13 protein-coding genes are annotated in these 26,573 nt (G+C 70.7%); 9 read left to right on the forward strand and 4 right to left on the reverse strand.

The window, feature by feature from the left end:
* Positions 1 to 185: 185 nt before the first annotated feature.
* Positions 186 to 1,658 (reverse strand): leucyl aminopeptidase, encoded by a 1,473-nt coding sequence (locus Q0654_RS15060; RefSeq protein WP_298855262.1) that lies wholly within the window; start codon positions 1,656 to 1,658, stop codon positions 186 to 188.
* Between the two features lie 246 nt (positions 1,659 to 1,904).
* Between Q0654_RS15060 and lptF the strand changes: the two genes are divergently transcribed.
* The gene (gene lptF, locus Q0654_RS15065) at positions 1,905 to 3,008 is read left to right on the forward strand and encodes an LPS export ABC transporter permease LptF (RefSeq protein WP_298855265.1); all 1,104 of its coding nucleotides are present in this window, start codon (positions 1,905 to 1,907) and stop codon (positions 3,006 to 3,008) included.
* Complete coding sequence (lptG, locus tag Q0654_RS15070) at positions 3,005 to 4,102, forward strand: LPS export ABC transporter permease LptG (protein ID WP_298855267.1); 1,098 nt, start codon at positions 3,005 to 3,007, stop codon at positions 4,100 to 4,102. The genes lptF and lptG overlap by 4 nt, the downstream gene beginning before the upstream one ends.
* A 146-nt stretch (positions 4,103 to 4,248) precedes the next feature.
* Here the strand turns inward: lptG and Q0654_RS15075 are convergent, their stop codons facing one another.
* Positions 4,249 to 5,835, reverse strand: coding sequence for a peptide MFS transporter (locus Q0654_RS15075; protein WP_298855269.1), 1,587 nt, complete (start codon positions 5,833 to 5,835; stop codon positions 4,249 to 4,251).
* A 174-nt stretch (positions 5,836 to 6,009) separates the two neighbouring features.
* Between Q0654_RS15075 and Q0654_RS15080 the strand changes: the two genes are divergently transcribed.
* Positions 6,010 to 8,073 (forward strand): S9 family peptidase, encoded by a 2,064-nt coding sequence (locus Q0654_RS15080; protein ID WP_298855271.1) that lies wholly within the window; start codon positions 6,010 to 6,012, stop codon positions 8,071 to 8,073.
* A gap of 6 nt (positions 8,074 to 8,079) precedes the next feature.
* Positions 8,080 to 8,835, forward strand: coding sequence for a helix-turn-helix domain-containing protein (locus Q0654_RS15085; protein WP_298855273.1), 756 nt, complete (start codon positions 8,080 to 8,082; stop codon positions 8,833 to 8,835).
* A 206-nt stretch (positions 8,836 to 9,041) separates the two neighbouring features.
* Here the strand turns inward: Q0654_RS15085 and Q0654_RS15090 are convergent, their stop codons facing one another.
* Positions 9,042 to 13,913, reverse strand: coding sequence for an alpha-2-macroglobulin (locus Q0654_RS15090; RefSeq protein ID WP_298855274.1), 4,872 nt, complete (start codon positions 13,911 to 13,913; stop codon positions 9,042 to 9,044).
* A gap of 45 nt (positions 13,914 to 13,958) precedes the next feature.
* Between Q0654_RS15090 and Q0654_RS15095 the strand changes: the two genes are divergently transcribed.
* From Q0654_RS15095 to Q0654_RS15105, 3 genes are all read left to right on the forward strand, one after another.
* Positions 13,959 to 15,518, forward strand: coding sequence for a cryptochrome/photolyase family protein (locus tag Q0654_RS15095; protein WP_298855276.1), 1,560 nt, complete (start codon positions 13,959 to 13,961; stop codon positions 15,516 to 15,518).
* A 122-nt stretch (positions 15,519 to 15,640) separates the two neighbouring features.
* Positions 15,641 to 18,982: a ligand-binding sensor domain-containing diguanylate cyclase gene (locus Q0654_RS15100; RefSeq protein ID WP_298855278.1), complete on the forward strand. Its 3,342-nt coding sequence runs from the start codon at positions 15,641 to 15,643 to the stop codon at positions 18,980 to 18,982.
* Positions 18,983 to 19,058: 76 nt separating this feature from the next.
* Positions 19,059 to 22,334, forward strand: coding sequence for a ligand-binding sensor domain-containing diguanylate cyclase (locus Q0654_RS15105; RefSeq protein ID WP_298855355.1), 3,276 nt, complete (start codon positions 19,059 to 19,061; stop codon positions 22,332 to 22,334).
* Here Q0654_RS15105 and Q0654_RS15110 read toward each other — a convergent pair whose 3' ends face one another.
* Positions 22,335 to 23,333: a DMT family transporter gene (locus Q0654_RS15110; protein ID WP_298855280.1), complete on the reverse strand. Its 999-nt coding sequence runs from the start codon at positions 23,331 to 23,333 to the stop codon at positions 22,335 to 22,337.
* A 205-nt stretch (positions 23,334 to 23,538) separates the two neighbouring features.
* Here Q0654_RS15110 and Q0654_RS15115 point away from each other — a divergent pair, with 205 nt between their 5' ends.
* A complete protein-coding gene (locus Q0654_RS15115) occupies positions 23,539 to 24,951 on the forward strand; it encodes a deoxyribodipyrimidine photo-lyase (RefSeq protein ID WP_298855281.1) in 1,413 nt (470 codons plus the stop codon).
* A gap of 83 nt (positions 24,952 to 25,034) precedes the next feature.
* On the forward strand, positions 25,035 to 26,483 hold the full coding sequence (locus Q0654_RS15120; RefSeq protein WP_298855283.1) for a serine/threonine-protein kinase: 1,449 nt from the start codon (positions 25,035 to 25,037) through the stop codon (positions 26,481 to 26,483).
* Positions 26,484 to 26,573: the final 90 nt, after the last annotated feature.

Raw genomic sequence — 26,573 nt, forward strand, 5'->3', positions numbered from 1 at the left:
TCGGGAATCGGGAATCGGGAATCGGGAATCGGGAATCGGGAATCGGGAATCGGGAATCGGAAGAGTGGGAGTGCGGAAACCTCGGCACATGGAAACGGGCGAGCTTCGATCAAGGGAGCGTCGGGCGCGCGAGCGCCCGACACAAGACCATCGATTCCCGATTCTCAATTCCCGATTCCCGGCTCTTAGGACTTCGAGCTCAGCCACTCCACCAGCAGCGGCACCGGTCGTCCGGTGGCGAGGCCCTTGCGGCCTTCGTCCCAGGCGGTGCCGGCGATGTCGAGGTGGGCCCAGCGCTGGCCTTCGGTGAAGCGGGCGAGGAAGCAGCCGGCGGTGATGGCGCCGGCCCACTTGCCGCCGATGTTGGCCATGTCGGCGAAGCCGGAGTCGAGCAGGGGCTGGTAGTCGTCCCACAGCGGCAGGCGCCAGGCGCGGTCGTGGACCTGATCGCCGGCGGCCAGCAGCTCGTTGGCGAGATCGTCGTGCTTGCTCATCAGGCCGTGCGGGAACTTGCCCAGTGCGATCACGCAGGCGCCGGTGAGGGTGGCCACGTCCACGATGGCCTGCGGCTCGTACTTCTGCGCATAGGTCAGCGCATCGCACAGGATCAAGCGGCCTTCGGCATCGGTGTTCAGCACTTCGATGGTCTTGCCCGACATCGAGGTCAGCACGTCGGACGGACGATAGGCATGCGCATCGGGCATGTTCTCGACCGCCGGCACCACCACCACCAGATTGATCGGAAGGCCGAGCTTGACCACGGACAGGAAGGTGCCGATGACGGACGCGCCGCCGCACATGTCGAACTTCATCTCCTCCATGCCGGGGCCGGGCTTCAGGCTGATGCCGCCGGTGTCGAAGGTGATGGCCTTGCCGACCAGGGCATAGGGTCGCTGATCATTGGCGCCGCCAGCGTACTTCAGCACGATCAGGCGCGGCGGATTGCCCGAGCCGGCGGCGACGCCGAGCAGGCTGCCCATGCCCAGGGCCTGCATCTGCTCGCGCTCGAGGATCTCGACGCTGACCTTGTCGTGGCTGGCGGCGATGCCGCGCGCGGTCTCGGCCAGATAGGCCGGCGTGCAGATGTTGGGCGGCAGGTTGCCGAGCTCGCGGCACAGGCGCACGCCTTCGGCAATGGCCTGGGCGCGCTGCAGCTGCGGCGCGTGGCTGCCATCGGCGAGCAGGGCAAGGCTCTCGATGCCGCCCTCGCTGCTGGACTTTTTCGTGGCGGTGTAGCGGTAGCTGGCATGCTCGGCGGCGAGTGCTGCCTGGCGCACGGCCCAGGCGGCGTCGCGGGCGGCGATGTCGAGCGCGCTGAGCGTCAGCAGCACCTGCCGCGCCGGGCTGCCGGCCAGCGCCTTGACCGCGTCGCCGACCGCCTTCTGGTAGCGACCGGCATCGAACTTCGTCGCTTCGCCCAGACCCACGCAGAGCACGCGGCTGGCGCGGACGCCGGCCACGCCGCGCAGCAGCGCGCTGCGTCCGGCCTTGCCGCTGATGTCGCCGGCGGCGAGCCACGCCGACAGCTGGCCTTCGCTGCGCTCATCGACCGCCTTGGCGGGCGCGCTCAGGCCGGCGTCCTCGAAGACGCCGAGGATGAGGGTGTCGACGTCCGCCTCGGCGGGATGGGTCTGGACGAGGTTCAGCTTGAGTGCCATGGCTTTCCTGTACATCGTGATCGGTGGATACTGCCGCGCCCCGCCGCAGCGCACGCGCCGATCGGCTCGGCGGTGGGTTGTCGGGTGCGTAAAGCCCGCGAGTTTATCAGCCCGTCCCGCTGCCACCGTTGCCACGCCTTCACGAATTGCCACCGTGGCGCCTGCGCCCGGCTCTCGAACGACGCCCTTGGAACCCAAGCACGCTTCCATCGCTGGCCGCGCCGCGCACCGCCGGAGCCGACCCGCGTGATCCGCCGCATCGACCGCTATGTCTGGCGCGAGCTGGCCGGGGCCTTCGTGGCCGCCACCCTGGTGCTGCTGATGGTCAGCTTCAGCGGCCTGTTCGCCGACCTGCTCAGCAAGATCGCGCGCGGCAAAGTGCCGGCCGCACTGCTGCTGTCGCAGGTGGGCCTGCGGTCGGTTGACATCCTCCCCCTGCTGCTGCCGCTGGCCCTGTTCCTCGGCGTGATGCTTGGCCTGGGGCGGCTGTATCGCGACAGTGAAATGGCGGTGCTGGCCTCGGTCGGGCTGGGCATCGCCGATCTCAAGCGCGCGATTCTCGCCCTGGCCCTGCCGGTGGCCCTGATCGTCGGCCTGACCTCGCTGTGGCTGTCGCCGATGGCGCAGCGCGCGGCGACGAGGATGATCGAGGAGGCCAACAAGAGCCTGCTGGTGATCGGCCTGGAGCCCGGCCGCTTCGTCGAGCTGCCCGGCCGTGCCGCCGTGATCTACCTTTCCGACATGAGCGAGGACGGCAGCGAGTTCCGCCGCCTGTTCGTGGCCAGCGAGCGCGAGGGGCGACTTGACGTGATCACCGCGCGCTCCGGCGAGCTCTTCCTCGAAGCGCAGGGCGACGAGCGCTATCTGTCGCTCACCGATGGCTTCCGCGTCGAGGGCGATCCGCGGCAGCTGGACTTCCGGATGATGCGCTTCGCGCGCAACGACATCCGCGTGCCGGACAGCGAGCAGGCCGAGGTCGGCCGACCCGAATCCCAGCGCAGCCTGCCGGTGCTGCTGGCGGCGGATGACCCGGCCAGCCAAGCCGAGCTGCACTGGCGCCTGGCTGCGCCGATCGCGGCCCTGCTGCTGGTGCTGCTGGCGCTGCCGCTGGCGCGCACGCCGCCGCGCGCGGCGCGCTACGGCGGCCTGCTGATCGCCCTGCTGGGCTACGTGGTCTACCTCAATCTGCTCGGCATTGGCCGCGCCCTGATCGCCGACGGCACCGTGCCGGGCTGGCTCGGCCTGTGGGCCATCCACGCGTCGGTCGCGGCCATCGCGATCTGGTTGCTGCGTCGGCAGTCGCGCGCCAACCGGCCGCGCTTGCGGGCGCGTCAGGCGGGTGCGGCATGAGGGGCTGGGTCAACCGCGCCGACTGGCTGATCGTCACCCAGGTGCTGGGCGCGCTGCTGCTGACCTGGGGCGTGCTGCTCGGCTTTGACGCGATGGGCGCCCTGGTCGGCGAGCTCGACGAGATCGGTGAAGGCGACTACGCGCTCGACACCGCCTTCCTGTACGTGGCCATGACCCTGCCGCGGCGCGCCTACGAGCTGTTTCCGACCGCCGCGCTGATCGGCTGCGTGCTCGGCCTCGGCAGCCTGGCTGCCACGTCCGAATTGACTGCCCTGCGCGCCGCTGGCCTGCCGCGCTGGCGCATTGCCGCCGCCGCAGGTTCGCTGGTGCTGATACTGACCGGCGCGATGGTGATCTCGGGCGAGACCCTGGGGCCCTGGGGCGATCGTGCGGCGCAGGCCCTGGTGGTGCAGGCCAAGTCCAAGGACGTGTCGCTGGCCGGCGGCTCCGGCCTGTGGGCGCGCGAGGGTGATCTGTTCCTCAATGCGCGGCGCGGCTCGGTGCAGGGCGAGGGCAGCCTGTCGCGGGTGGTGCTCGAAGACGTGCGCCTGTTCGAATTCGACGGCGAGGGGCGGCTGACGGCGATCGCACTGGCCGCGCGCGCCGAGCACATCGGCAGCAGCTGGGACCTGATCGAGGTGCGGCGCACGCGCTTCTTCGAGCGCCATGCCGAACTGCAGGAGCTGCCGCGCGAACGCTGGGACTCGGCGCTGAGCCCGGAGATCCTCGACTTCAGCATCACCCGGCCGCGCTATCTGGCACTCAGCGATCTCGGCCACAGCATCGACTACCTGAGCCGCAACCAGCTCGACGCCGGCCCTTTCATCAGCGCCTGGTGGGCGCGGGTGTTCTACCCCTTGAATGCGCTGGTGCTGAGCCTGGCGGTGATGCCCTTTGCCTTCGGCAGCCTGCGCACCGGCGGCTTCGGCAAGCGCCTGTTCCTCGGCATCGCCTTCGGTCTCGGCTATTTCCTGCTGCAGCGCTTGAGCGTCAACCTGGCCGAGGTCTATGGACAGCCGATCTGGCTCGCCAACCTGCTGCCGCCGCTGCTGCTGGGCGGTTTCTCGTGGTGGCGGTTCCGCAGGCGGTTCTGAGCGGATCGAAACCTCGCTTCATCGCCGCGATGCGCCTGCTGGGATCGCTTCGCGCGCGCGGTCCGAGTTCGACGCTTTGGCGCCGAAGAGCGTGTCGAATCAGCGCACGGGCGGGTCGAAGACCACGCCCGTGCCGTGTTCGGCTCTCAGCGCGGCCGGGTCAGGCGATTCAGCACCGGCGACAGCAGCAGCATGAACACGCCGGCGGCGATACCGATCCACATCATCTGCCCGAAGAACTCACCGTAAGTGGCGAGCGCCTTGGCCACGTCGAAGCTGCCGTCGGCTTCCGGCGCGATCGAGGCCCAGGTGCCGAAGCGGCCGGCGATCATTTCGCCGAAGGCCGAGAACAGGAACCAGGCGCCCATCATCAGGCCGACCACGCGCGGCACCGACAGGGTGGTCACCGCCGACAGGCCGATCGGCGACAGCAGCATCTCGCCCGCGACCATCACCGCATAGGCGGCGATCAGCCAGCCCATGCCGATCAGAGCGCCGCCCTCGGCGGACGCTGTCGACCACTGCAGCACGCCCATGGCCGCACCGACCAGCACCAACGCCCAGCCGAACTTGGCTGGAAGGCTGGGGTTCAAGCCGGCCTTGTCGAGGCGCGGCCACAGCCAAGCGAAGAACGGACTGAACGCGATCACGCAGGCGGCGCCGAAGAACGTGGTCTGGCCCGCGGTCCACTCGAAGCCAAGGAAGCTGCGATCCATCACGCGCTCGGCGAAGGCCACCCAGGGGCCGTAGCTCTGCTCGTACAGGCCCCAGAACAGGGCGCTGATCACGATCAGCACCATCAGCACGATCATCCGGCCGCGTTCGATCGCGCTGATGCCGGAGAACAGGAAGAAGCCGAACCAGACAAACAGACCGGCGCCCATCACCACCGCGACCACCTCGGTCAGGGTGACCTCATGGCCTTCGAACACTGCGCCCAGCCAGCTGAAGTCGAGGCGGGTCTGCAGCACCTGCCAGACCACTACAACAGTCACCACGCCGGCGAGGTAGATCAGCCACTCTCGCGAGATCCCGGCCAGCGCCGGGGCGCGCAGGAAGGCCGGATCCGCGGGCTCCGCGCGACCCAGCAGGTGCTTCTGGCCGAGCACGAACTGCACGAGACCCACGCCCATCATCACGCCCGCCAGGGCGAAGCCGTAGCCCCAGCCGATCGTCTCGCCAATCCAGGCGACAACGATCGAAGACAGCGCTGCACCGACATTGATGCCCATGTAGAAGATCGTGAATCCCGACTCGCGGCGCGGGTCCTCGTCGGCGTACAAGCGGCCGACGATGGTCGAGATATTGGGCTTGAGGAAGCCCACGCCGACCGCGATCAGGGCCAGTGAGGCATACATCACCTGGATGGCGAGCAGGTCCTGCTGGGCGGCGCCGACGCTGCCGCTGGCCTGGCTGCCGGTGTAGGCCATGCCGAGTTGGCCGAGCACGAGCAGGAGACCGCCGAACACCACCGCCTTGCGCATGCCGAGATAGCGGTCGGCGAGGATGCCGCCCAGCAGGGGCAGGGCGTAGGCCAGACCCGCATAGGTGCCGAGCAGCAGGTAGCCGTTGCTGTCGGTGAACAGGTGGTGCTTGGTCAGATAGAGGAAGAGCAGCGCCTTCATGCCGTAGAAGGCGAAGCGTTCCCACATCTCGGTGAGGAAGCAGACGTACAGGCCTTTGGGATGGCCGAGGAGCTCCCCGGTGCTTGCGGGCTGGATGGCTTGGGACACGCGTTGATACTCCCCCGATAGGATTGGACTGAGCGGCTTCGACCAAGGTCGATGGCGCGCACAGGGCGGCGCGAGTATAGCCACAGCGCGCCGGCCGACTGCTTCGAGCAAAGGTGCGGGTTGGCAGCATCAGGGGGGCGGCCTAACATGCCGAAGCCTCCAGGAGTGACTCCGATGATCAAGCCGCTTGCGCGCTTCGCCTGCCTGCTTCTTGCAGTCCCGCCGCTGTATTCCCCGCTGTTGGTCTCCGCCGCAGAGCGCGGCCTCGATGCCCGCGATCTGAACGCGCTGGATCGCGTGGGCGCGCCGACGCTGTCGCCGGATGGCCGCGTGCTGGCCTATACGCTGCGACAGGCGGATCTGGAGGCCAACCGCGCCAGCACCGGGCTGTTCCTGCGCGGGCTGGAGGACGGCGCGCAGCCGCGCCGGGTCAATGCCGAGGGCAAGAGCGCCAACAGCCCCAGCTTTTCGCCGGACGGCCGCACCCTGTATTTCCTGAGCGCCGAGAGCGGTTCGATGCAGCTGTGGGCCGCATCGGTGCGTAGCGGTCGGTCGCGTCAGGTCACCGACTATCCGCTGGGGGTGAGTACCTATCGGCTCTCGCCGGACGGCCGGCGCGTAGCGCTGAGCTTCCGCGTGCATCCGGACTGCGCCGATCTCGCCTGCAGCAAGCAGCGCAACGAGGCGGCCGCCAGCAGCAAGACCAGCGGCCAGACCTACGACCAGCTGTTCGTGCGCCACTGGGACAGCTGGAATGACGGCCAGCGCAACCATCTCTACGTGGCCGAGCTGAAGGACGGCCAGGCGCGCGGCGAGCCGGTGCGGGTCAGCCGCGGCATCGACGGCGATGTGCCCTCGGTGCCCTTCGGCGGCGCCGATGACTACGCCTGGGCGCCAGACTCGAAGAGCCTGGTCTTCAGCGTGCGCATCGCCGGGCGCATGGAGCCCACCTCGACCAACTTCGACCTGTTCCGCGCCGAGGTCGCTGGCGATGCGGCGCCGGTCAACCTGACGCCTGACAATCCGGCCTGGGACGCCAATCCCCTGTTCGCCGACGACGGCAAGACCCTCTACTACACGGCGATGAAGCGTCCCGGCTTCGAGGCCGACCGCATGGCCATCATGGCGCTGGATCTTCAGTCCGGTACGCGTCGCGAAGTGGCCCCGGACTGGGACTTCTCGGCGGGCAGCCTGAGCCTGCACCAGGGCGAGCTCTACACCACGACGAATCGTCTCGGCGAACACCCGCTGTTCGCGGTCAAGCCCGACAGCGGCGAGGCGCGCATCGTGGTCGGCGGCGGCAATGTCACCGGCTTCGCCCTGCACGGCGACACCCTGGTGTTCCAGCGCGACAGCCTGACCCAGCCGGCCCAGCTGTTCGTGTCCACGCCCAAGGGTGGCGTCGAGCGGGCGCTGACCGACTTCAACCGCGAGCGTCTGGCCGGCATCGGCATGGGCGCGTTCGAGCAGTTCAGCTTCGAGGGCCACGGCGGCGCGACGGTCTATGGCTATGTGGTCAAGCCGGTCGGCTACGAGGCCGGCCGGAAGTACCCCGTCGCCTTCATCATCCACGGCGGCCCGCAGGGCTCGATGGGCAACAGCTTCCACTACCGCTGGAACCCGCAGACCTATGCGGCGCGCGGCTACGGCGTGGTGTTCATCGATTTCCACGGTTCCACCGGCTACGGCCAGGCCTTCACCGATTCGATCTCGCAGGACTGGGGCGGCAAGCCGCTGGAGGACCTGCAGAAGGGCTGGGCGGCGGCGCTGTCGCGCTACGACTTCCTCGACGGCGAGCGCGCCTGCGCGCTGGGCGCGAGCTACGGCGGCTACATGGTCAACTGGATCGCCGGCCAGTGGGGCGAGGCCTGGGACTGCCTGGTCAGCCACGCCGGCGTGTTCGACACCCGCATGATGGGCTACAGCACCGAAGAGCTGTGGTTCACCGAGTGGGAGAACGGCGGCACGGTCTACGAAAACCCGCAGGCCTACGAGCAGTTCAACCCGCTGCTGCACGTCGACAAGTGGAACACCCCGATGCTGGTGATCCACGGCCAGCTCGACTATCGCATTCCCGTGGAGCAGGGCATCGCCGCCTTCACCGCCCTGCAGCGTCGCGGCGTGCCCAGCCAGTTCCTGTATTTCCCCGACGAGAACCACTGGATCCTGAAGCCGGCCAACAGCGTGCAGTGGCATGATGCCGTGCTGAACTGGCTGGACCGCTGGACCAAGGAGTAAGCGCACGTGTCCACCGAATCCACCGTGCTCGATCTTTCGCGCCTGCGCAAAAGCTGCGGGCAGTGCTCGCTGCAGCAGCTCTGCCTGCCGGCCGGGATCAGCGGCGAGGAGCTGGAGCGCCTCGATGAGCTCGTCAAGAAGCGCCGCCCGCTGGAGCGCGGCGATCGCCTGTTCCGCACCGGCAGCGCGCTGTCGGCGCTGTTCGTCGCCCGCAGCGGCAGCTTCAAGACCGTCGCCATGAACGAGGACGGCGACGAGCAGATCATCGGCTTCCACCTGCCGGGTGAGTTGATCGGCCTCGACGCGCTCGGCAGCGGCAGCCACCGCTGCGAGGCCGAAGCCCTGGAAGGTGCCGAAGTCTGCGAGATCCCGATGAACGAGCTGGAGCGCGTGGCCCAGCAGGTGCCGGGCCTGCAGCACCAGCTGCTGCGCATCATCGGCAAGAGCATGGAGCTCGATCAGGACCACCTCGGCATGCTGGGTCGCCGCCATGCGGCCGAGCGCGTGCTGCTGTTCGTGCATGGCTTGAGCGAGCGACTGCGCTCACTGGGCCGGCCGCACGACCAGTTCAGCCTGCCGATGAGCCGAGAGGAGATCGCGAGCTACCTGGGCCTGGTGATCGAAACGGTGAGCCGCAGCTTCACCAAGCTGCAGGAGGACGGCGTCATCAGCATCCGCGGCCGCCAGCTGAAGATCCTCGACAGCAAGCGCCTGTCCGATGCCGCACACGCGCCGGAGCAGATGCGGGCGGCGGGGCGCTGAGACTTCGCCGGGCTGTAGGCCGGGACACGCCGAAAGCGCGTCCCAGCGTCGTCAGCTTTGAACTTGCGCGTGAAGCTGGGCCGTGTGCAGTGCTCGGCCCAACGCAGGCATGCTTGGTCTTGAGCGTGCCCGGTGCGCCGCAGATTGGGACACTCCGGAGGCGCATCCCAAGCCTGCTGCTCGCCAAGCTGCCTATCCCGCCCGCTTCACTCCACCCCACCCACCCGCACCCGCGCCGGCTTGGCCTCACCGATGGCGCGGCGGTCCGGGCGGTACATGTCTTCGGCAAAGGGCGGCGGCAGCACGTAGTCGCCGGGGCTGACCGCGCGCACCAGGTAGAACAGGCGCGCCTGCTGGCCCGGCCACAGGCTGACGGCGGCGACAAAGCGGTCGTCGCGGTATTCCTGATGCTTGATGTCGGCCTGCCACTGGCGCTCGCTCATCGCCAGGCCGTCGATGACCATGCTGCCGATCTGGTTGGGGTCGCCCAAGCCGAGGTTCTCGGCTTCCAGCCCGCCGGGCAGCAGATCGACGACCAGGCCCTCGCGCAGCGCGGTCTCGGACTCCAGCGTCAGCCGCACGACCAGGGTGTCGCCTTCCTTCAGCGTGCTGCCGTCCCACTCGCGGCCGTCGGTGTGGAAGTAGTGGCGCTGCAGGCGCAGGCCCTCGCTGACCGGTGCTGGTGCCTGCCGGCGGAAGCCGACCAGGTCTTCGACCACATGGATCGGTGCGGCGCCCTCGGGCTCGATGCGCACGCCGCCGCGCAGCGCGTCGGCATCAAGCTGCAGGCTGTGCAGCAGGGCGGGCGGGCGCGGGTCTTCGCCGGACACGCGCAGACCGAGACGCTCATCGCCGTCCTGCAGCAGCAGGCTGCCGAGGCGGAAGAGGGCGGCCTGCTCCTGGGTGCTGAACCAGCGCTGCGGACCGCGTGCGTCGATGGCGCGGACCAGCTTGAGCAGGGCCTCGTCGGTGCTCGCATCGCTCATGCCGTGGCTGCGCAGCAGCACCTGGATCAGCGCGGCGTCGCGCACTTCCGAGCCGTAGTCGCCGAGGTACTCCGGCCGCGCATCGGTCTTGGTCTCTGCCGCCGCGAGCGCTTTGCGCGCGCGCTCGGGATCGCCCTGCAGCTGCAGGGCCACCGCCAGATGCACGAGCGGCAGCGCGGTCAGCGACTGGCCCTGCTCGTTGTCGAACAGGGTGCGCAGGGTGCCGAGCGGCGCACGGTTGACCCGCGCCAGCACATAGCCGGCATGGGCGCGCGCGGCGAAGCGCAGGTGCGCGGGGTTCTCGTAGTTCCAGTAGCCGTCGCCGCCGCTGAGCAGGTCTTCGGACAGGCGCTTCAAGGCCGCTTCGAGCACCGCTTCGGGGATGGCTTCGCCCTGTTCGCGCGCGCTCAGCAGCAGGTCGGCGACGTAGGGCGTCAACATCGGCTGCTCCCAGCTGTCGCCGGGCCAGAAGCTGAAGTGGCCGCTGGCCTGCTGCATCGCCGAAAGCCGCGCGAATCCTGCGGCGATGGCGTCGCGGCGCATGTGCGCATTCATCGTTGTGACCGGCAGGCGCTGGCCGCCCTCGCTGGCCAGCCAGACCAGCGGCCACAGCCGGCTGCTGGTCTGCTCCAGACAGCCGTAGGGGTAGTCGATCAGCCCCTTGAGCGCATCGGTGAAGGGGATCGGCGGGCGTCGGCTCAGGCTGACCTGCAGCAGGGCGCTGTCGACCTCGAGCGGGGCGAGGTCGCCGCTGTCATAGCTCAGCGTCTCGCCGTCATTGAGCACGCGCATGCGGCTGACACGCTCGGCCGGCCAGGCCGGACGCACGACCAGCTCGAACTCGCGCACGAGCTCGCGGCTGCCGTCATTCGCGCTGACGCTGAACTTCGCCGCGGTGTTGCCGGCGCCGGCCTCAAGATCGAAGACCAAGGTGCGGCGCGCGCCGTCGCGCAGTTCGACCTGCTGGCTGCCGCCGGCGATGCGCAGCGGCGCATCGGCCTTAGCGTTCACCGTGTAGCGCGCATCGGCGCCGCTCAGGTTCTGCAGATCGACGCTGAGCTGGGCGCGGTCGCCGGGGGCCATCACCCGCGGCGTGCTGACTTCCATCACCAGCGGCGCGCGCACGATGACCTCGTCCTCGGCCTGGCCGTAGCGTTCGGCGCTGAAGGCGAGTGCCGCCACACGCAGGGCGCCGTTGAAGTCGGGGGCCTCGAAGCGCACGGTCGCGCGGCCTTGCGCGTCGAAAGCGACCGGGCCGGAATGCAGGGCGATGGTCTTGACCTTGGCGGTGGGGCGACGCGCCTGCGGCAGGTTGGGCAGGGCCGCATCGCCGCCGAAGCGCAGGCGTGCGCGCTGGCCTTCGAAGCGTTCGATCACCCGGCCGTACAGGTCCCAGGCCTCGATCGACAGGCCGCGGCGCGCAAGGAAATGCGCGATCGGATCGGGCAGCGGATAGCGGGTGAGACTCAGGATGCCCTGGTCGACCGCGTCGATCGTCACCTGCGCCGTCTCCCCGGCCAGGTCGCTGGCCTGCACGGTGATCTCCAGCGGCTGGCCCGGCCGCACAGGTGCGTCCGGCGCATCGACCGTGAGGCTGATGCGGCGCTCGTCGCGGGCCATCGGCAGATGCACGATGCCAAGCGCGCGGTTCGGGCCGGGCTGGCTTGCGTTCTGGCCGGGGCGCATCAGCAGCAGGGTCGCGTAGACATCGTGGCGGTTCATCGCCTCGCTGACCGGCACCCGCAGCGTGGTGCCGGGACGCACCTCCACCGACTCGCTGTGCAGCAGGCGATCGCTTTCGACCAGCAGCACGGCGGGGCCCTCGTAGGGCGCGGTCACGGTGATCCCGGCGATGTCGCCGACCCGGTAGGCCGGCTTGTCCAGCGCCAGCTTGACCTTGTCGGGGCGCGCGTCCAGGCCGCGGTTCTCGTCGTCCCAGCCCCAGCCGGCGGTGAACGGCAGACGGGTGGTGAGACCCGTCGCCGGGTCGGTGACTTCCAGGCGGTACTCGCCCCACTGCACCGGCATGCGGATCGTCGTCGGCGTGCGGCCGTCGACGTCGATCGTGCGCGACTCGACGGTGAGGAAGCGCTCGCTGTAGTCGGTCTTCCAGCCGCTGCCGTCGACCCAGCTCCAGTGCAGGTCGCGCAGCGCCTGCACCAGCTTGACCTGCAGGCCCTGGCCGGCCTGCAGCTGGCCCTGCGCATCGCTGCGCACGATCTCGAAGCCGGCCTCGGTCTCGGTGCCGGGGCCGTCGGCCAGCTCGAACAGCGGGCGCACGCCGACCAGCTGCGGCGCCGGCCACAGGCTGCGCACCAGGCTGCGGCGGATCGCCCGGCCGCCGCTTTCGAACAGACTGCCGTTGACGATCACCTGCAGCGGGCTGGCGCTGGCGGCGCCGTCCTTCAGCAGCTCGATGGTCTGCGCGCTGCGGCCGTCCTCGCCCAGCGTCACGTCCAGCACCTGATGCGGCGCCGGCAGCTGCAGGGTGGCGTCGCCGAAGCGGTAGCCGCGCAGCGCGGGCACCGCTTCGCTGTCGACGCGATAGGCCAGCTCGGCGCTGAAGCGGTTGCCGCTGGCCGGCGCGCCGTAGAGGTAGGCGCCTTCGATATCAATCGCGAGATCGGCACCGCGCGTCAGCGGGCCGGCCTCGGCATCGAGGTTCAGCTTCATGCGCTCGGGCAGGAACTCCTCGACGCGGAAGCTGAAGCTGCCGACGGGTGTCTTGTCGTCGGGCGCGGTGCGCAGCTCCAGACGCCAGCGGCCGGTGGGTGCGTCCTCCGCGACCTTCTGCTCGAAGCTGTAGTAGCCCAGCTTGGCGGCGGCCAGTTCGCGCTCGACCACGGCGCGGCCGTCGGGCTGCAGCAGGCGCGCGAACAGCGGCTGCGCGGCGCTCAGCGAGCGGCCGTCGAAGTCGCGCAGCAGGGCCGAGGCCTGCACCGTCTCGCCCGGGCGGAACAGGTCGCGGCCCGACCACACATAGGCATCGAGCGCGGTGTGGCGACGGCCGGCGACCTCGAAGTCGGCCAGGTCCAGCGCCGGCTGGCGGAAGGGGATCAGGGCCAGCTCGGCGTCGCGACGGGCGACCAGCACGTCCTCGGGCTTGGGCGCGTGCGCCAGCGTGGCCTGGCCGTCGCCATCGGTGGCGGCTTCGGCGACTACGCGGCCGCTGCCGTCGATCACTTCCACGCGCACGCCGCTGCGCGGCTGGCCGCTGTCCAGCGAGGCCGCGCGCACCCACAGCTGGCCGGCGTGCAGGCGGGCGTGCAGGCCGATGTCGGTGACGCTGAAGAAGGTGGTCTGGTACTGGCCGCTGAAGTCGCCAACCTGGCGCAGCACGGCGAAGTACAGGCCGGGCTCGCGAAGCTCGGGCACGGTCTGCACCGGCAGGAAGCTCACCGTCCGCTCGTTGGGCCGCTGGTTCAGCACGAAGCGGTTGGCATAGACCGAATCGGCCAGGCCCGACAGGTTGCCCATGTCCCACCACTGGCGCTGGCCGGAGCGCTGGAAGTTGGCGAAGAAGTTCGAGTACTCGCTGGGCCGCACGCGCAGGAACTCGACGTCGACTTCGGCCACGTTGACCGACACCACCGGCAGGCCGTCGGTATTGCGCGCCGGCAGCACGCTGCCCTGGCTGGCGAAGCCGACCTGCGGCGGCAGGGCGCCGGAGTGGATCTCCTTGACCACCTCGCTGCCGAGGCTCGCCCCTTCGGCCGCGGTCAGGCGCGCGTCGATGCGCACCGTGTAGCTCTTGTCGGCCTCGATGTAGGGGTAGCGCAGGCGCGTGCGGTCGGGGTCGAGCGTCCAGCCGCTCTGGCCTTCGGCGCCGTCGGGGCCGGTGACCTTCAGCAGCTCGTCGAAGGGCTGGGTCACCGCCAGCGGCTGCGAGAACTCCAGCACCAGGGCCGGGCGGCCGTTGTGGCGCTCCGCACCCCAGCGCGCCAGGCCGAAGCCCTGCACCTGTGCGGTTTCGAGTGCGGGGGTTTCGATCGGCGCAGGCGGCGGCGCGTCCTTCGAACATCCCGTTCCGAGCAGGGCGAGCGCCGCTGCCAACGCACACGCCATCCACGTCCCGCTGCGCACACTGCCCATCGATTTGCTCCCTGCCCCGAACGGGGCCGCCAGTATAGGTCAGCCATGCAACCGCTCCCCGCCCGCCTTCGTCGTCTGCACCTCGTGCTGGGCGATCAGCTGGACCGCGACAGCGCGCTGTTCGACGACTTCGATCCGGCCTGCGACGCCGTGTGGATGGCCGAGGTCGCCGACGAGAGCACCCACGTGTGGTCGCACAAGGCGCGGATCGCCGTGTTCCTGGCCGGCATGCGCCACTTTGCGCAAGACCAGCGTGCGCAGGGCAGGGCGCTGGTCTACCACCGGCTTGGCGAGCACGCGCACGCCGATCTTGGATCGGCTTTGGCTGCGGACATCGCGCGCCTGAAGCCTGCCGAGCTGTGCTGGGTGCGGCCCGGCGACTGGCGGGTCTGGCAAAGCCTGCTGGCGGTGGCGGCCGAGGCCGGGCTCGCCGTGATCGAGCGCGAGGACCGCCACTTCCTTTGCACGATCGACGACTACGCGGGCTGGGCGCGCGGCAAGAAAGAGCTGCGCCTGGAGTTCTTCTACCGCTGGCTGCGCCAGCGCCACGACGTGCTGATGAACGGCCGCGAGCCCGCCGGCGGTCAGTGGAACTTCGACGCCGACAACCGCGAGAGCTTTGATGCGCGCGGGCCGGGCCTGCTGCCGGCGCCCGTCGCGTTCGAGCCCGATGCGATCACGGCCGAAGTGCTGGCGTTGGTTGACGAGCGTTTCGCCGGGCATCCGGGTGAACTCGCGCACTTCGACTGGCCGCTGACGCCTGCGCAGGCCGAAGAGGCGCTGGAAGATTTCATCCGCCATCGCCTGCCGCTGTTCGGCCGCTACCAGGACGCGATGTGGACCGACGAACCCTGGCTCTACCACTCGCGCCTGTCGGTGGCGCTGAACCTGAAGCTGATCCCCCCGCGACGGGTCATCGATGCCGCGGTGCAGGCCTGGCGCGATGGGCATGCGCCGCTGGCTGCGGTCGAGGGCTTCGTGCGCCAGATCCTCGGCTGGCGCGAGTACGTGCGCGGCCTGTACTGGCTGCGCATGCCCGTGTATCTGGATGACAACGCGCTCGGCGCGGAAGCCCCGCTGCCGGACTTCTTCTGGACCGGCGACACCGACATGCAGTGCCTGAAGCAGGCGATCGGCCAGACCCTGCGCTACGGCTACGCCCACCACATCCAGCGGCTGATGGTGACCGGCCTGTTCGCCCTGCTGCTCGGCGTGCGCCCGCGCGAGGTGCATGCCTGGTACCTCGCGGTCTATGTCGATGCGGTGGAGTGGGTCGAGCTGCCGAACGTGCTGGGCATGAGCCAGTTCGCCGACGGTGGCGTCATGGCCAGCAAGCCCTACTGCGCCTCGGGCAAGTACATCCAGCGCATGGGCAACTACTGCAGCGGCTGCCGCTTCAAGCCGGACGAGGCGGTCGGGCCCAAGGCCTGCCCGTTCACCACCCTGTATTGGGACTTTCTCGAAAGGCACGAGCAGCGCTTTGCGAAGCACCCGCGCGCCGCCCTGCAGTGGCGCAGCCTGGAGCGCCTGCCCGAGGCCAAGCGCGCGGCGATTCGCGAGCAGGCACAGGCGCTGCGGCAGCAGCTGGCGGCGGCTGCGGGCTGACAGCACCGCGTTCGACGCGGCGGTCGGGCCGCTGAGTCACCAAGGCTTCGCCTGTCTTTGCCGTGGCTGCAGGCAGCGCCGTATAGTCGGCGGCCATCTGACCGACGATGCCCGGAGTGGCCGTGCTTGCCTGCAGCGTCACGGGTTTGGCGACCTTCCTGCATCGCCGTGCCGCACTGCTCCTGGATCCGGGCGCCCGACGCTGCTGGCGCGCGGCCCTGCTCTCGGCCCTGCTGTGCTGCGGAGTTGCCGGCGCTGCCGAGCCCGACCCGCAGCCGGAGGCCGGTGCGTCGACGCCTGCCGATGCCGCTGGCCCGCCAGAGATCCCCCGCCTGCTGTTCGAGCGCATCGGCGATGACCAGCAGCTGCGCGACGGGGTGATCACCGGGCTCGCCCAGGACGGCGACGGCTTCCTCTGGATCGGCACCACCGAAGGCCTGGTGCGCCATGACGGCTACCGCTTCAAGGCCTACCGTCATGCCCAGGACGTGGCCGACAGCCTGCCCGCCAATCGTATCGAGCACCTGTTCAGCGATCGCGAGGGCCGCCTTTGGGTCGGCACCTACGGCGATGGCGTGGCCCGCCATGATCCGCACAGCGATGGCTTCATCCGCCTGCTGCCGCCGGCCGATCGGGTCAGTCGTCCGCGCCTGCCCGGCCCCGCGCCGGCGCGCGCCTTCGCGCAGACGCCGGACGGCGCGGTCTGGGTCGGCACCTCGGGGCTGGGGCTGTGGCGAGTCGCGGCAGACGATGCGGTGCGCGTGATCAATGCCGAGGACGAGTGGACCGGGCTGCCCGACGACCGCATCAGTGCGCTGGAAGTCGACGCACAGGGCAACCTCTGGGTGGGCAGCTGGGTGGGTCTGGCCGTGCTGCGCGCGGGCAGCGAGCGCTTCGAACGCGTGCTGTCCGAACCCGGCGAGCAGGACAGCCTGCACAACGTGGTGGTGCGCGGCATCCACGCCGCCAGCGATGGCGCGCTCTGGGTCGGCTCGCAGGACGGCCGCCTGATCCGCCTGCCGCCGGACATCGCCAGCGGCGAGCAGCCGATGGACCACTCGCGTCTCATGCGCTGGCCGCGGATGGGCCTGAACTCGGCGCTGGAAACTGCGGATGGGCGGCTGTGGCTGGCGCATGGTCGCGGCCTGGAGCTGTTCGAGGCGGGCGGCGTGCACCGTGCCAGCTACCGGCATCGGCGCGGCGAGCCCTACGGCCTGACCGACTTGGGCATCCGCGACTTGCTGCTGGATCGCAGCGGCTGGCTGTGGGTGGGCAGTTTCGGCGGCGGCCTGCTGCGGACCTTTCCGGGCGAATCGGCGATCCTGTCGCGGCGTCTCGATCCCGACGGCGATGCCCCGCTGGAGCGGCTCAGCATCTCCAGCATCGCGGCCGAGCCGGACGGTGGCCTGTGGGCGGTGGTCGATGGCTATGGGGTGATCCGCATGGACCGCCGCCTGCTCATCCGCGACCGGATTCCGCTGGTGCAGGCCGGCGAGCCGGGCCTCGCCGGCCTGCTGCAGTACGGTCTGGCGCGCGACGCCGAAGGCGGGCTGTGGGTCGCGACCGAGCTCGGCCTGTACCACCGCCCCCCGGGCGCGGCACTTCCGCAGCGCATCACCGATCCGGATTTCATCGAGGGCAAGCTGGTGCGCCGGGTCTGGCCGGGCGCGCGCGGCGAGGTCTGGATCGGCACCGGTGACGGTCTGTTCGTACGCAGCGCCGAGGGCGCGGTGCAGCGCCTCGCCAGCGCCGATGGCGCGCGCGTCGGCGGTGCCGTCAACAGCCTGCGATTCGACGAGTCCGGCGCCTGGGCCGGGCTCAGCTCCGGCCTGTTCCGCGTCGACGTCGAGCGCCGGCAGCTGCACCCGGTCAGCACCGAAGTCGACGGTCGATCGCGCCAGCTCGATGTGCTCGGCCTTGTCGTCGATGCGCGCGGCCAGCTGTGGATCGATGCCGGCGGCCTGCTGCGCATGGACAACTTCGACGGCAGCCACGCGCGCTTCGAGTCGATCAGCCGCCGCCACGGCTTCGAGGGCGTGGCCTTCGGCGCCAACCTGCTCGACGACGCGCAGGGGCGGATCTGGTCGCAGCGCTTCATGTACGACCCGGGCGGCGATCGCCTGTATCCGCTGGGTCCGCGCGAGGGCGCGCTGGCCGGGGCCGGCTGGTTCCGCTCCTATGCGCGGCTTGCCGATGGGCGCTTCGCCTTCGGCATGAACCAGGGTCTGCTGGTCATCGACAGCGAGCGCTTCGACGAGGCCAGCCTGGACGCGCCGCTGGCCTTCACCGGCCTGCGCGTGGATGGCGTCGAGCGCGCCTTCGGGCCGCGCAGTGCTGGTCTGGTGCTGGCGCCCGGCGAAAGCGGCTTCGCCGTGGAGTTTGCAGCGCTCGACTACACCGCGCCGCAGCTGCTGCGCTACCGCTACCGCCTGCTCGGCAACGCTGAGGACTGGATCGAGGTCGGCGCCGATGCCCGCGTCGCCGCGTTCGGCGGCCTGCTGCCCGGCGCCTACCGGCTGCAGGTGCAGGCCAGCGATCGCGCCGGCCGCTTCGGCGATGCCCTGCTGGAGCTGCCGGTCGATGTCCAGCCGGAGCCCTGGCAGCGCCCCTGGGTGCTGGCAGCGCTGGCCGTGCTCGCCGCCCTGCTGGTCGAGGCCATGGTGCGGCTGCGCCGGCGCCGCCTGCAGCGCCTGCGCGAGCGTCTGGAAGCCGAGGTGCAGCTGCGCACGGCCGAGCTGGAGCGGCTCAGCGCGCAGCTTGAGCAGCGCTCGCGCGAGGCCGAAGAGGCGAGCCTCACCGATGCGCTCACCGGCCTGCGCAACCGTCGCTTCGCCGAGCAGGAGCTGCCGAAGGAGGCCGCGCTCTACCAGCGCAGACCCTACGCGCAGAACGGCAGCCTGGTCCGGCAGGGCGGTTCGCTGGTCTTCCTGCTGCTCGACCTCGACCACTTCAAGCGGGTCAACGACGACTTCGGCCACGCTGCTGGCGACGCGGTGCTGCGCCAGCTGGCGGCGCGCCTGCGCGAGGCCTGCCGCGGCTCGGACCACCTCATCCGCTGGGGCGGCGAGGAGTTCCTGATCGCCGCCCGCGACACCGACCGGGCGGCGGCGGTCGGACTGGCGGAGCGGATCCGCGCGCGCATCGCCGACCTGCCCTTCGCGCTGGCCGATGGGCAACAGCTCGCCGTCACGGCCAGCATCGGCTTCGTTGCGTATCCGCTGCTGGCGCGGGCGCCGCTCGCCGCGAGCTGGGAGGACGCCGTCGCGCTCGCCGACCGCCTGCTGATGGCGGGCAAGCGCGCCGGCCGCAATGCCTGGGTCGGCCTCTTCGTCGAGCGCGAGAGCGGCGCGCCCGAGCGCAGTCTCGATTGGGCGGACCCGGCGCGGGTCGAGTGCGGCGATGTGCGCATCGAGAGCAATCTGCCGTTGGCGCGCGTCGTCGAAGCCCTGGGGCTGCGGCCTTGAAGCGGCACGTCGGCTTTGGCTTGGCACGGGATTCGCTTGTCGATTGGCCTGACGCCGCCACCGAGACCCGTTGTCTGTGAGTCGAGACGCCGCCGATCACGTGGCCCCTGCAAGCCGTCGCGAGCGCGCGCTCGCGCGCTGGCTGCTGGTGCTTGCGCTGCTGCCATGGATGCCCGGCCATGCGGCCGAATCGGCGCCGGGCGCGTCAGCGCCGCGGGTCTTTGAAGCGGTCGGCACCGACGAGCAGATTCCCGATGGCGTCATCACCTCGCTGGCCCAGGACGGGCAGGGCCTGCTGTGGATCGGCACCACCGACGGCCTGGTCCGCTACGACGGCTATCGCTTCAAGCTCTATCAGGCCGATCCCGGGGATCCGCACGGCCTGCCGGGCAATCGCATCCAGCAGCTGCTGACCGCCGCCGACGGCCGCCTGTGGCTGGGCACCTATGGCGAGGGGGTCGCCTCATATGACCCGGTCAGCGACCGCTTCCAATCCTTCCGTGCGCGGGCCGACCAGCCGGAGGGCTTGCCGTCGGGCACGGTGCGGGCGCTGGCGCAGACGCCCGACGGAGTGATCTGGGTGGGTACCACCGGCAATGGTCTCGGCCGCATCGAGCCCGATGGCAGGGTGGGTCGCTTTGCCGCGACCGATGTCGACGGGCTGAAGATGGACGCGCGCATCTCGGCGCTCGCGGTGGACCGCAGCGGTGCGCTGTGGATCGGCAGCTGGCAGGGGCTGGGCCGGCTGCGGCCGGGCGCGACAGCGGTCGAGCGGGTGCTGTCCGACGCCGACGACGGCGAGGGCTTCGCCAACACCACCATCCGCGGCATCCACGTCAGCGCTGCCGGCGACGTCTGGGTCGGTGCCCAGCAGGGCCAGATGGCGCGAATTCCAGCCGCAGTCGCCGAGCGTGCCGAGCCGCCGCGCGCCGACGAGGTGCAGCGCTGGCGCGGCACCGGCATGAATGCGGCGGTCGAGCCCGGCGACGGCAGCCTTTGGATCGCCCATGCCCGCGGCATCGATATCGTCGACAGCGCCAGCGGCGAACTGCGCGAGCAGATCCGGCCGCGCGCAGTCGATGCGCTGGCGCTGGCGAACGCCGAGATCCGCGACCTGCTGCTCGATCACTCGGGCTGGGTCTGGACGGGCAGCTTCGGCGGTGGAATGCAGCGCAGCGATCCGCGACCCAGCGCCCTGTACTCGCGGCGCTTCGATGCGCTCGACGACGCGCCGCTGACCCAGTTCAGCGCGCTCACCCTGGCGCCGGAGCGCAGCGGTGGCCTGTGGGTGGGCGTGGCGCAGAACGGCCTGGTGCGTGTCGATGCCGAGCTGCGCATCCGCGAGTTCCTGCGCGATGGGGATCCCAGCCTCGGCGCCTTCGCCGGCCAGCAGCCCTCGGGGGTGGTCGAAGCCGAGGACGGCCGGCTGTGGGTGGCGACCGAACGGGGTCTGTTCGTGCGGGCACCGGGCGCGCGCGCCTTTGAGCTGGCGACCGGCCCGGAATTCCTCGAGCGCGCCGCCATCCGCCGGCTCTGGGCCCGGCCCGAAGGCCAGCTGTGGATGGCGACCGGCGACGGCCTGTTCCGTCGTGACGCCGATGGACGGCTGACGCGACTTGCGCTCGCCGATGGCGGGCGGGTCGGTGGATCGATCAATGCCCTGGCCTTCGATGCCGAGGGCGCCTGGGTGGGCGGATCGGCGGGCCTGTTCCGCCTCGCGTCGGCGCAGGGCACGCTGCGCCGCCTGCGGATGCAGGTGGAGGGCGTCGAACTGCAGGCGGACGTGCTCGGGCTGCTGCTCGACGCCCGCGGCCAGCTCTGGCTCGACGCCGCGGGCCTGCATCGCCTGCTCGCCGTCGACGGCGACATCGCCCGGCTGGAGGCCGTCAGCGCCCGCCACGGTTTCGCCGGCGTCGCGTTCGGCGCCAACCTGCTGGACGACGCGCAGGGCCGGATCTGGTCGCACCGTTTCCTGTTCGATCCCGCCACCGATGCCTTCCACCGGCTCGGCCGCGCCGACGGCGCACATGCGGGCACCGGCTGGTTCCGCGCCTACGCGCGCCTGCCCGACGGACGGCTGGTGTTCGGCGCCACCGAGGGCCTGCTCGTGGTGCGCCCCGAACGCTTCCAGCCCTGGACCTTCGTGCCGCCGCTGGTCGCCACCGAGCTGCGCATCGATGGCGAGCCCAGCCCCTCCGGTCCGCTGGCCGAGCGCATCGTCATCGGCCCCGGCCAGCGCGGCTTCAGCCTGGAGTTCGCCGCGCTCGATTTCAGCGCGCCCGAGCTGCTGAACTACCGCTACCGGCTGCTCGATGTGGCGCCCGAGTGGGTGCGGGTCGGCGCCGGCGCGCGGGTCGCCAGCTTCGGCGGCCTCTGGCCCGGCGAATACACGCTGGAACTGCAGGGCAGCACGCGCGACGGCCGCTTCCTTGCGCCGCCGCGGCAGCTGACCGTGGAGGTGCGCCCGCACTGGTGGCAGACCCTGCCGGCCGCCTTGGCCGGCCTGGCCCTGCTGGTGCGGGCGGTGATGGCGGTGGTGCGGCGGCGCGAGCGCCGGCTGCGGCGCAGCCGCGACCGCCTGGAGGCCGAGGTGCAGGCGCGCACGGCCGACCTGCATGCGCTGTCGGCCGAGCTGCAGCGGCGCAACCAGGAGTTCGAGCGGGCCAGCCTCACCGACCCGCTGACGGGGCTGTGCAACCGCCGCTTCGCCATGCAGGCGCTGCCGAAGGAGGTCGCGCTCTGCCTGCGCCATGGGCCCGGTTCCGCAGCTGCGGGCAGGGATGCCGGGCTGGTCCTGTTTCTCTGCGATGTCGACCACTTCAAGGCGATCAACGACCAGTACGGCCACGCTGCCGGTGACGCGGTCCTGGTCGAGTTCGCACATCGGCTGCGCGAGGTGTTCAGGGCTTCGGACCACATCATCCGCTGGGGCGGCGAGGAGTTCCTCGTGGTCGCCCGCGGCCTCCGCGAGGAGGACGCCGCGACCCTGGCCGAGCGCGTCCGCAGGCTGATGGTCGAGCGTCCGGTCGAGCTTGAGGACGGCAGCCGGCTGTGCTGCAGCCTGAGCATCGGCTTCGCGCCCTTCCCGCTGCTGGGCGAGCGCCCCGCTGGCGGCGGCTGGGAAGAAGTGGTCGACCTCGCCGATCGGCTGCTGTACGCGGCCAAGCGCAGCGGGCGCGATGCCTGGGTCGGCGTGTTCCCGAAAGCTGCCGATCAGGCTCCGGCGCGTGCGGTCGGCTGGGCCGAACCTGCTCGCCTGCGCTCGGGTGCGGCGCTGCTGCTCAGCAGCCGTGACCCACAGCGCGTGCTGGCCGCGCTTGCCGAGGACAGCGAGGTTGCCCTGAGCGTCTGATCAGCGCGTCTCGCGCTGGACCGAGGCTGCCGCAGTGTCTTCGACCCGAGTGTCTGCACGCGGACCCTCGACGGGGCTCGCCGTGCTGGACGCAGGTGAGCGGGTCAGCAGGTAGACCGCGCCCAGCACCACCGCGGTGCCCATCAGCTGCACGAGGGTGATGGTCTCGTCCAGCAGCCAGGCGCCGAGGAAGACCAGCGAAACCGGACCCAGCACCGACAGTTGCGCCGCGGTGCCGGGACCGACCCGACGCACCGCCGCCATGGTGAAGGTGACCGGCAGGAAGGTGCAGAAGAAGGCGTTGGCCAGCGCCCAGCCGTAGGCCGCGGGGGCGAAGCCGAGCAGGTCGCCGGGTGAGCGCACCAGCAGGTAGTGCGCGAACACGGCCGCGGTCGAGATGGCCATGGCGGCGACCACCAGACGCACCGTGCCCAGCGTCTTGATCAGCTCGCCGGAGACGGCCAGGTACAGCGCGTAGGAAATCGCCGCGCCCAGCACCAGCAGGGCGCCGAACAGCACGTGCTCGCCTTCGACCCGCAGGCTTTCGACCAGCACCAGCACGATGCCCGCATAGCTCACCGCCATCGCCAGCCACTGCCGCCCGCTGACCCGCTGGCCGAGGAACAGCAGGCCGATCAGCAGGACGAAGGTGGGGTTCAGGAACAGGATCAGGCGCTCCAGCGAGACCGGCACGAACTCCAGGCCCCAGAAGTCGAGCAGCGAGGACAGGTAGTAGCCGAGCAGGCCGATGCCGAGCAGGGCCCAGCGCTGGCGTGTACTCAGCCGCGGCCCCGGCCCGCGCAGGCGCTCGCGCAGGCCGAGCAGGGCGAACAGCGGCAGCGCGAACAGCATGCGCAGGGTCAGCGCATCGAGTGCGTCGAGCCCATAGCGGTACTGGAACTTGGCGAGAATGGCCTTGGCCGAGAACAGGATCGCGCCGGCCGCAGCCAGCAGCAGGCCGCTGCGGTGATCCAGCGCGGCGGAGGAGGGCGTGGACAAGGCGGGTCGAGCCAAGGTCGGGGGCGGGCAGCATAGCGAGCCCGCGAGACCAACAGACGCGCTGTGGCAGCGATCGCCGCGGGCGTCATGAGTGGCGCACTGCCGCTGCGTGAGGGGCCTGATCGATACGGACGCGCGCCGGGCCTTGCTGCCCTGCTCACGCCCCCTGCACGAAACTTCGCGCCCCGACCCTGCGAGTGCCCCCATGTCCCGCGCCCTGATCTGGCTGCGCCGCGACCTACGGCTGTCCGACCATCTGCCGCTGGCCGCCGCGCTGGAGCGCGGCGAGGCGCCGGTCTTCGTGTACGTGCACGCCCCGGAGGAAGAGGGCGAATGGGCGCCGGGCGCAGCCTCGCTGGCCTGGCTGCACCGATCGTTGCAGGCCCTGGACGCCGACCTGCGCGCGCGCGGCTCGCGCCTGATCGTCCGCCGCGGCGCCAGCCTCGACACGCTGCTGCAGCTGGCCCGCGACTGCGGCGCCGAGTCGGTCTACTGGCAGCGGCGCTACGAGCCGGCGGTCATCACCCGCGACACCGCGGTCAAGGCAGGGCTGAAGGCCGCGGGCCTGCGCGCCGAGAGTTTCCGCGGCGCCACCCTGTTCGAGCGCGACGAGGTCATGACTGGCAGCGGCGGGCCCTACCGCGTGTTCACCCCGTTCTGGCGCAACGCGCGGCCGCGCGTCGAGACCGGGGCCGCGATCGATGCGCCGGCACGCCTGCCTGCGGCACCCGAAGTCGAATCGCTGCCGGTCGAGGCGCTCAAACTCGCGCCGAAGCTGGGCTGGGACGCCGGCTTCTGGGAGCGCTTCACGCCCGGCGAGGCCGGCGCCCATGATGCGCTGGAGGCCTTCATCGAAGGTGCCGCGGCCAGCTATGTCAGCCAGCGCGATCTGCCCGACCGCGCCGGCACCTCGCGGCTGTCGCCGCACCTGCACTTCGGCGAGATCACCCCGGCCCAGGTCATCCGCCGCCTGCAGCGCGAGGCTTGGCCGGCGGCCGCCGGCGAGCAGGTCGAGGGCTATATCCGCGAGCTCGGCTGGCGCGAGTTCAACGCTCACCTGCTGTTCCACTTTCCGAAGACCGCCAACGAAAACCTGAGCCCGCAGTTCGAGCACTTCGCCTGGAATGCACCGGACGAGAAGCTTGCCGCCTGGCAGCGCGGCCGCACCGGCATTCCGATCGTCGATGCCGGCATGCGCGAGCTCTGGCACACCGGCTGGATGCACAACCGCGTGCGCATGATCGTCGCCAGCTTCCTCACCAAGAACCTGCGCCTGCACTGGCTGCACGGCGCGCGCTGGTTCTGGGACACGCTGGTCGATGCGGATCTCGCCAACAACACCGGTGGCTGGCAGTGGAGCGCCGGCACCGGCGCCGACGCTGCGCCCTATTTCCGCATCTTCAATCCGGTGAGCCAGGCCGAGAAGTTCGACGCCCGCGGCAGCTACATCCGGCAGTGGGTGCCCGAGCTCGCGCGCTTGCCGGACAAGGCGCTGTATGCGCCCTTTGAGCACGCCGACCTGCAGCGTCGGCTGGCGCCCGACTATCCGCGCCCGGTGGTCGACATGAAGGCCTCGCGCGAGGCCGCGCTGTCTGCCTACAAGGCGATGCGCGGCTAATCCGGTAATCGTGAGCGCGGCGTGACAGCCGCCGCGCCCCGTGCCCACAATCGCGGCAGTCCAGGCGAATGCGGGAGCGCGGCGTGCAGGAAACCCTCATCCACACCCCCGGGCAGGGCGGCGGCCTGCAGGTGCCGGGCTACCGCATCCTGCGCCCGCTCGGTGCCGGCGGCATGGCCTCGGTCTATCTGGCGGTGCAGGAATCGCTGGACCGCGAGGTCGCGCTGAAGGTGATGTCGCCGCAGCTGGCGGCCGACCGTGAGTTCACCGAGCGCTTCCTCAAGGAAGGGCGGATCACCGCCAAGCTCTCGCACCGCAACCTCGTCACTGTGTTCGACATCGGCTCGCATGAGGGCGTGTACTACCTGGCCGCCGAGTACATCGACGGCGGCACTCTGCGCGACCTGATGAACCGCGGCCTGACCGTGCCGCAGATCCTCGACGTGGTCACCGATGTCGCGCGGGCCCTGCACTACGCCCACGACAAGGGCGTGGTGCACCGCGACGTCAAGCCCAGCAACATCCTCTACAAGGCCGATCGCACCGTGGTGCTGGCCGACTTCGGCATCGCCAAGGCGATGGACACCAGCTCCACCGCGACGCTGGCCGGCGCGTCGATCGGCACGCCCGATTACATGAGCCCCGAACAGGCGCGCGGCGAGCCGGTGGATGGCCGCTCCGACCTGTATGCGCTGGGCGTGATGCTGTTCGAGCTGCTGATCGGCAAGCCGCCCTATGACGGCAGCGATCCCTTCGCGGTGGCGCTGGCCCACATCACCCAGCCGGTGCCGACCCTGCCCAGCGAGTACGCCTGGCTGCAGCCGGCGCTGGATGGGCTGATGGCCAAGCGGCCGCAGGATCGCTATGCCAGCGGCGAGGAGTTCGTGCAGGCGCTGGACAAGCTGCGCGCGCGCATGCCCAGGACGCAGGCGACCCAGCTGCTGCGCCACGACACCGCGCGTCGCGTCGCGGTGGAGAGCGCGCCGACGGTGCCGATCTCCGCGTCCACCCGAATCACCCGAACGGACGCGCGACGACGCGCGCCGCTGGCGCTGGCGGCGGGTCTGGTCGGAGCGGTGGTGGTCGGCTGGCTGCTGTGGGGAACGACCCGCGAAACCGGTTCACCTGCCGGCGCGCTCGATGCGGCGCCGCTGCCGACATCGACGACCGCCCCCGCGATCGCGCTGCCGGCGGACATCAGCGAGATCGAGTCCCTGCTGACCCAGGCGGACGCCTATCTCGACTACGGTACCCAGCCGGGCAATCTCGGGCGGCGTCTCGACTATCCCGACGATGACTCGGCGCTCGGTCTGTACCGGCAGGCGCTGGCCCTGGAGCCCGGCAACGCACGCGCTGCTGCCGGCATCGCCCGCATCGCCGGCTTCTACCAGGACAATGCCGGCAAGCTCTGCGACCGCAGCCTGTGGGAGGCCTGTGCCACCAATGCGCGCAAGGGCCTCTCCGCGGCGCCGGAGAGCAGCGAGCTGCAGGCCCTGCTGGCCCGTGCCGAGCGTGGGCAGTCCGGCGGCTGATCTCCGGCGGATAACTCCGAGCGTCCCAGCCTCGCGCGGCGGGCCAGGTGTTCCTGGGAAGCCTTGATTCGTCATCCCCGCGAAGAGCCT

This window comes from uncultured Aquimonas sp., assembly GCF_937888285.1.
In the GTDB taxonomy this organism is placed as follows: domain Bacteria; phylum Pseudomonadota; class Gammaproteobacteria; order Xanthomonadales; family Xanthomonadaceae; genus Aquimonas.

What these genes read in the sequence shown, in the direction of transcription:
- Q0654_RS15115 (WP_298855281.1), top strand. Translation starts at nt 23,539, where the DNA reads ATGTCCCGCGCCCTGATCTGGCTGCGCCGCGACCTACGGCTGTCCGAC.
- Q0654_RS15095 (WP_298855276.1), top strand. Translation starts at nt 13,959, where the DNA reads ATGCAACCGCTCCCCGCCCGCCTTCGTCGTCTGCACCTCGTGCTGGGC.
- Q0654_RS15060 (WP_298855262.1), bottom strand. Translation starts at nt 1,658, where the DNA reads ATGGCACTCAAGCTGAACCTCGTCCAGACCCATCCCGCCGAGGCGGAC.
- Q0654_RS15080 (WP_298855271.1), top strand. Translation starts at nt 6,010, where the DNA reads ATGATCAAGCCGCTTGCGCGCTTCGCCTGCCTGCTTCTTGCAGTCCCG.
- Q0654_RS15090 (WP_298855274.1), bottom strand. Translation starts at nt 13,913, where the DNA reads ATGGGCAGTGTGCGCAGCGGGACGTGGATGGCGTGTGCGTTGGCAGCG.
- lptG (WP_298855267.1), top strand. Translation starts at nt 3,005, where the DNA reads ATGAGGGGCTGGGTCAACCGCGCCGACTGGCTGATCGTCACCCAGGTG.